The organism is Spirillospora sp. NPDC049652 (genome assembly GCF_040675125.1).
In the GTDB taxonomy this organism is placed as follows: Bacteria; Actinomycetota; Actinomycetes; order Streptosporangiales; family Streptosporangiaceae; genus Spirillospora.
This window is the reverse complement of sequence record NZ_JBFAOF010000170.1, coordinates 1-10,462: the sequence shown is the minus strand read 5'-3', so window position 1 is coordinate 10,462 and position 10,462 is coordinate 1. Positions and strand designations below refer to the sequence as shown.

General features: G+C 75.2%; 8 protein-coding genes and 1 pseudogene. 1 reads left to right on the top strand and 8 read right to left on the bottom strand.

The window, feature by feature from the left end; translation table 11 throughout:
* On the top strand, nucleotides 1-922 hold a 922-nt coding region (locus AB0J52_RS14305; RefSeq protein WP_500182026.1), incomplete at its 5' end, for an acyl-CoA carboxylase subunit beta.
* A 43-nt stretch (nucleotides 923-965) separates the two neighbouring features.
* Here the strand turns inward: AB0J52_RS14305 and AB0J52_RS14300 are convergent.
* From AB0J52_RS14300 to AB0J52_RS14265, 8 genes and pseudogenes are all read right to left on the bottom strand, one after another.
* Nucleotides 966-2,165: pseudogene (locus tag AB0J52_RS14300) on the bottom strand (ATP-binding cassette domain-containing protein); the annotation flags it as partial.
* An 89-nt stretch (nucleotides 2,166-2,254) separates the two neighbouring features.
* Nucleotides 2,255-3,139 carry an ABC transporter permease gene (locus AB0J52_RS14295; RefSeq protein WP_500182025.1) on the bottom strand — a complete coding sequence of 295 codons (885 nt, stop codon included), beginning with the start codon at nucleotides 3,137-3,139 and terminating at the stop codon, nucleotides 2,255-2,257.
* Nucleotides 3,129-4,085 carry an ABC transporter permease gene (locus AB0J52_RS14290; RefSeq protein ID WP_500182024.1) on the bottom strand — a complete coding sequence of 319 codons (957 nt, stop codon included), beginning with the start codon at nucleotides 4,083-4,085 and terminating at the stop codon, nucleotides 3,129-3,131. Before AB0J52_RS14290 ends, AB0J52_RS14295 begins: the two co-directional genes overlap by 11 nt.
* An 11-nt stretch (nucleotides 4,086-4,096) precedes the next feature.
* On the bottom strand, nucleotides 4,097-5,674 hold the full coding sequence (locus AB0J52_RS14285) for an ABC transporter substrate-binding protein (RefSeq protein WP_500182023.1): 1,578 nt from the start codon (nucleotides 5,672-5,674) through the stop codon (nucleotides 4,097-4,099).
* 177 nt (nucleotides 5,675-5,851) lie between these two features.
* On the bottom strand, nucleotides 5,852-7,342 hold the full coding sequence (locus tag AB0J52_RS14280) for an AMP-binding protein (protein WP_500182022.1): 1,491 nt from the start codon (nucleotides 7,340-7,342) through the stop codon (nucleotides 5,852-5,854).
* A gap of 334 nt (nucleotides 7,343-7,676) precedes the next feature.
* Nucleotides 7,677-8,348: a DUF1444 domain-containing protein gene (locus AB0J52_RS14275; protein WP_500182021.1), complete on the bottom strand. Its 672-nt coding sequence runs from the start codon at nucleotides 8,346-8,348 to the stop codon at nucleotides 7,677-7,679.
* A gap of 46 nt (nucleotides 8,349-8,394) precedes the next feature.
* Nucleotides 8,395-9,936 carry a cobyric acid synthase gene (locus tag AB0J52_RS14270; protein ID WP_500182020.1) on the bottom strand — a complete coding sequence of 514 codons (1,542 nt, stop codon included), beginning with the start codon at nucleotides 9,934-9,936 and terminating at the stop codon, nucleotides 8,395-8,397.
* Nucleotides 9,937-9,970: 34 nt separating this feature from the next.
* A partial coding sequence (locus AB0J52_RS14265; protein ID WP_500182019.1) for a cobalamin biosynthesis protein CobD/CbiB occupies nucleotides 9,971-10,462 on the bottom strand: 492 nt, incomplete at its 5' end.

Genomic DNA, 10,462 nt, shown 5'->3' with positions numbered 1-10,462 from the left:
CGCCGAGCTGGGCGGCGCGCAGGTGCACGGCACCCGGACGGGCGTGGCGTCGTTCGTGCACGAGGACGAGGAGAGCTGCCTCGCCGACGTCCGGCACCTGGTCTCGCTGCTGCCGTCCAACTACCTGGAGCCCGCGCCCGCCGGGCCCGCCCGCGGCGCGGACGGCGACCCGCGCCCCCGGCTGGCCGACCTCGTCCCCGCCGAGCCGAACCGGCCCTACGACATGCTGGAGGTCGTCGCCGAGCTGGTGGACGACGGCGACGTGCTGGAGGTGCACGAGAACTGGGCCCGTAACGTCATCTGCGCGCTGGCCCGGCTGGACGGCGAGACCGTCGGGATCGTGGCGAACCAACCGAGCGTCCTCGCCGGGGTGCTGGACGCGGACGCGGCCCAGAAGGCGGCCCGGTTCGTCCGGTTCTGCGACGCGTTCGGGATCCCGCTGGTGACGCTCGTGGACGTCCCGGGCTTCCTGCCCGGCACGGCCCAGGAGTACGCGGGCGTGATCCGGCACGGCGCGAAGCTGCTGTACGCGTACTGCGAGGCGACCGTCCCGCGCGTCCAGGTGATCCTGCGCAAGGCGTACGGCGGCGCGTACATCGTCATGGACTCCCGTTCCATCGGCGCGGACGTCTCGCTCGCCTGGCCCACCAACGAGATCGCGGTGATGGGCGCGGAGGCGGCCGTCAACGTCGTGCACCGCCGCGACCTCGCCGCGTCCGACGACCCGGCCGCGCTGCGCGGCGAGCTGGTCGAGCGGTACCGGGAACGGCTCATGCACCCGTACTACGCGGCCGAGCGCGGCCTGGTGGACGACGTGATCGACCCGGCCCGCACCCGGATCGAGGTCGCCCGGGCGCTCGCGATGCTCCGCAACAAGAGCGTCGCGCCCCGCGCCCGAAAGCACGGCAACAACCCGCAGTGAGGCACCGGGCGGGGGCCCCGCCCCCCCCCCCCGCGACCCGCTGCCGCTCCCCGCCCGACAGCGTCGCCGGACGCCGCTCCGCGAGACCCGGATCGAGCCCGACCCGGCTGAGCAGCGCCTCCACCGCCCCGCCCGCGTCCCCGCCGGTGGTCCCGACGGCCTCCGCGACGACCTGGCGGACGGTGTGCCGTGGGTCGAAGGAGGCGAGAGCGTCCTGGAAGACCAGGCCGGTCCGGCGGCGCAGGGCGCGCCGCTCGCGGTCGCGCAGTGCCCACACGTCGCGGCCGTCCGCGACCACCTGGCCGTCCTGGGGACGGTCCAGCGCGGCGAGCACCCCGACCAGCGTGGACTTGCCGGATCCGCTCCGTCCGACGACCGCGACGGCCTCGCCCTCCCGGACGTCGAGGTCGAGCCCGTCGAGCGCGACCGTCCTGCGGCCGCGTCCGCCCAGCACGCGCCGGACGCCGCTCAGCGACATCGCCGCGGCTTCGCGCGCGTCCGGAACCGGGGTCGGAGTCCGGGCGGGCGGCTCCAGGCTGGCGGCGGCGACCAGGGCGCGGGTGAAGGCGTGCCGGGGTTCGGCGAGGACGGTCCCGGACGTGCCGTGCTCGACGATCCGGCCCTCGGTGATGACGGCGATCTCGTCGGCCCACCGGCCCGCCACGGCCAGGTCGTGCGTGATCAGCAGGACGGCGCGGCCCTCGTCGCGGGCCTGCGCGCGGACGGCGTCCAGCACCTCGGCCTGCGTCACCGGGTCGAGCGCGGTGGTCACCTCGTCGGCGATCAGCACGTCCGGCCGGAGGACGGTCGCGAGCGCCAGCGCGGCGCGCTGCGCCTGCCCGCCGGACAGCTCGAACGGACGCGCGTCCCACACCGCGTCCGCGTCCAGACCGCACCGCCGCAGCGCGTCCCGGCCGGAGGCGAGGAGCGCGGCCCGGCCTTCGCGGGCCGGCCGGTGGGCGCGGAGGGTCTCGGTCAGGTGGCGGCCGATGGTGATCGTCGGGTTGAGGCTGGCCACCGCGTCCTGGAAGGCGTAGCCGACCCGGCTCCCCCGGACGGCCCGCAACCCGCGCTCGGGGAGCGACAGCAGGTCGGTGCCGCCGAGCATGACCGTCCCGCCGACCCGGACGCCCTCGCGGTGCAGCCCGACGACCGACCGCGCGGTCAGCGACTTGCCGCTCCCGGACGGCCCGACCAGCGCGACCACCCGTCCGCGCGGGACCGCCAGGTCCAGGCCGTCCACGACCCGGTGCGTCCGCCCGTTTCCGCCGGGGCCGGCCGGGACGTCCACCGTGAGGCCGCCGATGGTCAGGGCGTCCTGCGGATGCTCGTTCACCAGGCCCTCCCCTCGCCGCGCGCGAACGCCGAGGCCAGCACGTTCACCGCGAGGATCGTCGCGACCACGCACGCAGCCGGGAAGGCGACGGTGTACCACTCGCCGGTCAGCAGGTGCTGCTGGGCCTCGGTCAGCAGGTTCCCCCAGCTCGGCCGGTTCGGCGGGACGCCGAGGCCGAGGAAGCTCAGCGTGGACTCGGTGAGGATCGCGTGCCCGACCTCGAACGCCGCGATCGACGCGATCGGCGGCAGCGCGCCCGGCAGCAGGTGCCGGCGCATGACCTGCCACCGCGACAGCCCGAGCGCGTACGCCGCGCGGACGTACAGCCGCTCGCGCTGGCTGATCAGCTCGGCGCGGGCGGTGAGCGCGACCGGCATCCAGCTCGTCACCGCGACGGCGACGACGACCGTGCCGAGGGACGGGCCGAGCAGCGCCGACAGCGCGAGCGCGACGATCAGCATCGGCACCGAGAGCAGCACGTCGGCGACCCGCGAGATCACGGCCGACAGCCAGCGCGGCCCGGCGGCGGCGACCGCGCCGAGCAGCACCCCGGCGGCGACCGTGACCGCTCCGGCGAGGAGCCCGGCCGACAGTGACGTCCGCGCGCCGTACAGCAGCCGGGCCCACAGGTCGCGGCCCAGCAGGTCGGTGCCGAGCGGGTGGCCCGGTGAGCCCGGCGGCAGCCCCGTCGCGTCCGTGTCCGTGGCGATCGGGTCGTGCGAGGTCAGCAGCGGTGCGGCGACCGCCGCCAGGGCCATCGCGGCGAGGACGAGCGCCGCCGCCCACATCCCGGCGCGTCCGGCTGGCATCCGGAACGCGAGCAGCCCGCGCCGCGAGGTCCCCGCGGCCGCCGGGGAGACGCCCGTGCTGTCAGTGGGCATGGGCGGGCTCCAGCTTCACGCGCGGGTCCAGCCAGGCGACGGCGAGGTCGCCGAGGAGGTTGGCCAGGACGACGATCATGCCCGTGACCAGGACGATCGCCGTGAGGACCGGGTAGTCCTGGCTCTGCGCGGCGAGGATGGCCTGCCGTCCGACTCCCGGCCAGGAGAAGATCAGTTCGGTGGCGTACGCGCCCGCGACCAGGCCGCCGACGCCGACGCCGAGCCGGGCCGCGAACGGGACCAGGCCGGGCCGCAGCAGGTGGCGCGGGACGACGACGCGTTCGGGGAGGCCGCGCGAGCGGGCGTTGTCGACGTGCGGGGCGGTCCGGAGCCGTCCGACGCCGGTCTCGACGAGGCGCGCGTACGCGCCGAAGTGGTGGCCGAACGCGAGCGCCAGCGCGGGCAGCACCAGATGCGGCAGCAGCACGCCGGGCGTGACCGGCCGGCCGGGCTGGGACACCCCGCCGGACGGTAGCCAGCCCAGCCAGGCCGAGAAGACCCAGAGCAGCAGCAGCGCCACGACGAAACCGGGCATGCCGCCCACGGCGAACAGCGTCGTCTCGATCCCGCGGCGCAGCCAGGCGCGGCGGGTGAGCGCGGCGGCGAGCCCGACGGCGACCGCGCCGAGCACGCTGACCAGGACGGCCGCGCCGGTGAGCAGCAGCGTCCACGGGACGGTGTCCGCGAGCACCTCCGACACCGGGCGGCCCGTCTTGTAGGACGTGCCGAAGTCGCCGTGGACGGCGTCCCGCACCCAGCGCCCGTACCGGACGGGCAGCGGGTCGTCCAGCCCCATGGAGTGCCGGAGCTCGGCGACGGCGGCGGCGCTCGGCGGGCGTCCGCCCGACCGCGCCTCCAGGATGTTCGCCGCCGGGTCTCCGGGCGCGGTGTCCAGGAGGGCGAAGCAGAGCGCCGACAGGGCGGCGACGACCGCGAGGGCCGTCACCGCCCGGCGCCTCAGGACCAGGACCACTTCTCGGCGTTCCAGAAGAATCCGTAGCCGTGGTGGCCGAGCGTGCGCTGCTGCGGCCCCTTCAGCGTGGTCGGGACGGCGTTGTCGGTCTTGAGGTAGGAGATCCAGACGAACGGCGGGTCCTCGGCGAGCGCCTTCTGCAGGTCGGCGTACGCCGCCTTCCGGACGGCCGGGTCGTCGGTGTCGCGGCCCCTGGCGAGCGCCGCGTCCACGTCCGGGTTGCTGTAGGAGCCGTAGTTGGAGCCGCCCTTGGCGAGCGCCTCGCTGGACGAGAACGGCCCGAAGACCGACGAGTCGGGGTCGTACGGGGTGCCCCAGCCGACGACGAACGCCTCCAGGTCGCCCCAGTGCTTGCGCACCCAGTCGCGCGGGCGCGGGTTCGGCCGGACGTCGAACCCGGCCTGCTTGAGCTGCGTCGCCGACACGTTCAGGATCGCGACGCGCGCGGAGTCCTCGGCGAAGGTCGTCAGCTCGAAGGCGACGGTCTTGCCGTCCTTGGCCCAGAGACCCTGCCCGTTCCTGGCGTATCCGGCGGCCTTCATGAGCTGCTCGACCTTGGCGGGATCGTGGGAGAACGGCGCCGGCTCGGACTTGTAGGGCGACTCGTCCAGCGGTCCCGTCGCGGGGCTGCCCTGGCCCTTGAGGACGCTGCCGACGATCGCGTCGCGGTCGACGGCGAAGTTCATCGCCTGCCGCACCTTCCTGTCCGCGAAGACCGGCTTGCGGAAGTTCAGCATCAGCGCGCGGTAGTCGGCGGTCGGGTAGGTCTCGACCCGGACCCGCTTGACCTTCCTGACCTGCGCCACCTGCTGGGGCTGGACGTGCGCCGCGTCCACCTCGCCCGTCCTGAGCTGGATCAGCCGGGCGCTGTCGTCCGGGACGTACTTGATGACGATCTTCGGCAGCTTCGGCTTGCCCTCGTAGTACCCGTCGAACGGCACCAGCTCGGCGTACTGGCCGGGCTTGTACGTCGTCAGCCGGAACGGCCCGGCCCCGACCGGCCGCCGCCCGAAGTCGGCGTCGGTCAGCTTCTTGCCCTGCAGGACGTGCTGCGGCAGCAGGCCCACGGACATGGCGTCCAGCAGCGGCGCGAACGGGCGGCTGAGCTTGAGCGTCGCGGTGGCCGCGTCGGGGGTCTCCACCGACGCGACCGACGCGAAGTTGCGCGACAGCGGGACGCCGGCCCCGGCCCGCTTCATCTCCTCGATCGTGAACTTGATGTCCGCCGAGGTCAGCGGCTTGCCGTCCTGCCAGGTCAGGCCCTTGCGCAGGGTGAAGGTGTAGGTCCGCCGGTCGGGCGAGACCCGCCACGACTCGGCGAGGCCGGGCATCACCTTGTTGGCGGAGTCGTGCCGGGTCACGCCGCGGAAGATCATCTCGGTGACCGGGTCGATGTGCTCGTCCTGGAGGACGGGGTTCAGCGTGTCCGGCTCGTCCCCGATCGCGTAGGTGAACGTCCCGCCGGACTTGGCGGCGCCACCTCCCCCGCCCTCGCCGGCGCCCCCGCAACCGGCGACCGCCAGGGCCGTCGCCACCCCCATGACCAGCACTGACTTTCGCATACTTCTCCTAGTTGCACATAACTCGCAACAAGGACCCTAGCAAGGGAGTGCCCGGGACGCCGAGTCGGCGTCCGCTTACCCGGGTGCGGCGGGGCGCGGAGCGGAGCGGCGGATCAGCGCGGAGACGGATCAGCGCGGAGACGGATCAGGGCGGAGGCGGATCAGGGCGGAGGCGGATCAGCCCCGGCCGTCGGGGCGCAGCGCGGAGCGGCGGATCTTCCCGGTGGACGTGCGCGGCAGCTCGGCGAGGAAGTTCACCGTCGCGGGCACCTTGTGCTCGGGCAGCCGCGTCCGCGCCAGGTCCAGCAGCTCGGCGAGCAGGACCATCTCGTCCGCCCCGGTGATCGCGACCGCGTACGCGTGCAGGCCCCCGGCGGCCGAGCCGTCCGGCACCACCGCCACCTCCACCAGCCCCGGATGCTGGCCGAGGATCCGCTCGACCTCCAGCGGCGACACCCGCCGCCCCGACACCAGGACCTGGTCCAGCACCCGGCCGTGGTGGTGGACGAACCCGTCGCCGTCCACGTGCACCAGGTCGCCGGTGCGCAGCCAGCCGTCCTCCGACAGCACCTCCGCCGTCCGCCCCGGCTTGCCGAGGTACCCCAGCATCACCGACGGCCCGCGCACGTACAGCACGCCCGGCTCGCCGGGCCCGGCCGGCCGCCCCGGCCCCGCCTCGCTGCGGACGGAGATCTCGTACGGCTCCAGCGGCACGCCGAGCGTCCCGCGCCGCCGCCGCTCGACCGTGTTCGACACGAACGTGTGCCCGACCTCCGTGCTGCCCAGCCCGTCCAGCACCGGGCACCCCAGCACCCGCTCGATCCGCGCCGCGAGGGCCGGCAGCAGCGGCTCGCCCGCCGACGCCGCCGCGCGCAGCGACCCGAACGCGCGGCGCACCCCGGCCGCCCGCTCCGGCGCGGCGACCAGCCGCGCGTACCAGGTCGGGACGGTGAACAGCAGCGTCGGACGGTGCCGGCGCGCCTGCTCGGCCGCCCCCTCCACGCTCGGCTGCGCCGCCCACAGCACCGCCGCCGCCCCGCAGAACATCGGGAACAGCACGGTCGCGCCGAGCCCGTACGGGTAGCACGCCTTGGCCAGCGAGAACACCACGTCCGACCGGCGCATCGCGAGCGCGCGGGAGCCCATCGCCGCGAAGTACGCCTCCGCGTCGGTGTGCCGGTGCACCGCGCCCTTGGGCTTTCCGGTCGTCCCGGACGTGTACTGGACGTAGGCCGGATCTCCCCCGTCCACCGGCACCGGCTCGGGCACGGACGCGGGCTCGTCGGCCAGGTCGCCGCCCGTCAGGACCTGCGCCGACGGGAACCGCCCGGCCAGCTCGGGCGCGCAGACCACCGCGCGCGGCTCGGCGTCCGCCAGCACGTAGGCGTGCTCGCGCTCGTCCTGCTCGGGCCCCGCGAACACCGCCACCGCGCCGATCCGGAGCGTCCCGAACAGGGCCGCGACCAGCGGGACCGAGTCGGGCAGCGCGAGCAGCACCCGGTCCCCGCGCCGGACCCCGGCCGCCCGCAGCACGCCCGCCGCGCGGGCCGCCGCGTCGTGCACCTCGCCGTGGCTGACCGTCCCGTCGCCGGTGTAGAACAGCGGCCGGTCGCGCCATCCGCCGGTGTCCGCGCGACGGGCCAGGGTGGACGCGAGGTTGCCTTCCATGCCGGGTCTCCTTCCGCCGGGAAACGACAAGCGGAGGCTACGCCGGGTAGGCATGCCGACACGGCCGGTTCATGGTATTTCGGTCTAAGTCAGCCGGGATTCAGGTCAAGCCGACAGACGTCCCGACCTGCCCGCTCTTGTCCCGGAACACTCGGATCTGACCGCACACCACCGGCCCCATCGGTCCGGGTTTCGGCCGTCAACCCGTCGGAGACCCCCCGGTATTCGGCCGGGCGCCGTTCCCGCCGGATCCGGGTTTTCGGCCCCCCTCGGAAGCGGCCGAAAGCCGCTTTTCATCGCTCGCGGACGCTCTGAGCCGACGCGGGACGCGCGCTCAGGCGGGGAGCGGCTCCCAGCCGGTCGGACGCCGGACGAGCAGGTCGCGGGTGAGCAGCGAGCCGGCCGGGACGTCCCAGCTCGCCGGGACCTCCGGGTCGGCGGCGGACTCGGCCGCCCAGACCTGGTCGACCGCCCACCGCAGCTTCGCCAGCCCGTCCGGATGCCCGGTGCCGGACGCCACGAAGACGTCGCGCGCCGGCGCGGCCACCACCAGGTCGCCCTCCACGTCCTGGGCGAGCTTGTCGCAGAAGCCCTCGTCCAGCAGCAGGCTCGCCTCCAGGCCGCCCCGCCCGGACGGGTCGTCCGCGTCGGCCGAGCCGAGCGTCACGGTCACCGCGCGGGCGTCCGGATACCAGTGCAGGCCGAGCTCCGGCCGCAGGTCGCGCAGGTTGATCGACGCCTGCCGGGCCAGGTCGCGCGGGTCGATGCCGAGCTCGGCGCAGTGCCGCCGCGCGACGTGCTCGTAGCGGCGTCCCGCGCCCGCGCCGGGCAGCGCCACCGTCCCGGGCGCGGCGGGCAGCTCCAGCGCGTAGGTCACGTACACCTCGGCGGCGAACGGCTCGCGGATCGGCTCCTCGCCCGGCGGCAGCGGGAACTCCAGCTGCACGTCGCAGGGGACCTTCGCCCTCATGATCGGCACCACGAGACTGCTCCGCGGCTCGGTCACCGGCGAACCTCCCTGCACGTCGGGGTCGGCTGGACACGCAAGTCGATCACCTTACCGGGACGCCCGGGTCCCGCGGGCCGGACACGAGGTCCGGCGGGCCGGCGGGCGGGACGACGGGGAGGCCGGGCGGCGCGCCGCGCTCCAGCAGGGCCATGATCGCGGCGGTGTCCAGGTGCTCGTCCACCAGGTCGGCGACGGTGTCGAGGGCCCGCTCGCGGAGCGCGGCGAACGCGACGTCCGGAGCGGGCGTGAAGTCGCGTCCGGCGCGTCCGGCGACGTCGGCGAGGAACGCGCGCCGGAACCCGTCGTTCTCCAGCGCGCCGTGCCACGTCGTGCCGTAGGCGGCCCCCACGCGGCAGCCGTCGAGGAACGGCTCGCCGCCGTCCGGCTCGACGATCCCGTGGTGGATCTCGTACGCCTGGACGGGCTGACCGTAAGCGGTACCGGACGGCCGTCCGAGCGTCTTGGCGGGCCCGAAACGCACGGTGGCCGGAAGGATGCCGAGGCCCTCGACCGTGCCCGCGCCGGACTCGTACTCGTCCTCGATCGTGCGGGCGAGCATCTGGTGGCCGCCGCAGATGCCGAGGACCGGCCTGCCCTCGTGCGCGCGCGTCACGATCGCGTCGGCGAGCCCGCGTTCGCGCAGCCACGCCAGATCGGCGACCGTCGCGCGCGAACCCGGCAGGATCACCAGGTCCGCGTCCGCCAGCTCCCCCGGCGTCGTCACGTACCGGACGACCACGCCGGGCTCGCAGGTCAGCGCGTCCACGTCGGTGAAGTTGGAGATGCGCGGCACCCGGACGACCGCCACCCGCAGCGTCTCCCGCCCGACCGGCGGCGCGGCCTGCGCGCGCGGGCCGTCCAGGGCGAGCGAGTCCTCGGCGTCCAGGTTCAGGCCCGGCTGCCACGGCAGCACGCCCAGCGTCGGCCGGCCCGTCAGCGCCGCGAGCTGCGCGAGGCCGGGCGCGAGCAGCTCCGCCGCGCCCCGGAACTTGTTGATCACGAACCCGGCGACCAGCGCCTGGTCGGCGGGCTCCAGCAGCGCGAGCGTGCCGAACAGGGACGCGAACACCCCGCCCCGGTCGATGTCCCCGACCACGATCACCGGCAGGTCCGCGGCGCGCGCGAGGCCCATGTTCGCCAGGTCGCCGCGGCGCAGGTTGATCTCCGCCGGGCTCCCCGCGCCCTCGCAGACCACGACGTCGTGCGCGGCGCGCAGCTCGGCCAGGCTGTCGAGGACGACCGCCCGCAGCCGCTCCTTGTGCGCGCCGTACTCCAGCGCGTCCACCTCGGCGACCGGACGCCCGAGCAGCACGATCTGGCTGCGCCGGTCGCTGCCCGGCTTCAGCAGCACCGGGTTCATCAGCGCGGACGGCTCGACGCCCGCCGCGAGCGCCTGGGTGTACTGCGCCCGCCCGATCTCCGCGCCGTCCGCGGTGACCATCGAGTTCAGCGACATGTTCTGCGCCTTGAACGGCGCGACCCGCACCCCCTGCCGCGCCAGCCACCGGCACAGCCCGGCCGTCAGGACGCTCTTGCCCGCGTCCGACGTCGTCCCCGCCACCAGCAGCGCCCCACCGCGCCTCATCGCGTCCCGCCCGTCCGCATCAGTGCCCGATCCCTCATCGCGTCCCGCGTGCGGGCGATATCGCGTCCCGCGCGCAGGCGACGCCCGCGCACAGGACGGCCGTCGCGGCGGTCACCCGCCCCGACAGGCGTACCGCCCGCCGGATGTCGGCGACCTCCGGCGACCGTCCGTCCCCCAGCTCAGGCCGCTTCTCGATCCGTCCGCCGTAGTTGTTCGCCCCGCCGAGCCGGACGTCCAGCGCGCCTGCGAAGGCGGCCTCGCAGCGTCCGGCGTTCGGGCTCGGATGGGACGCGCCGTCCCGCCGCAGCACCCGCCACGCCTCGGACCGCCGTCCGCGCGGCGCGCACGCCACCGCCACGACCCCGGTCAGCCGTGCCGGAACCCAGTTCACGACATCGTCGAACCGCGCCGAGGCCCACCCGAACCGCTCATAACGCGGATTGCGGTACCCGACCATCGCGTCCAGCGTGTTCGCGGCCCGGTACGCCAGCAGCCCCGGCACGCCCGCGACCGCGCCCCACACCAG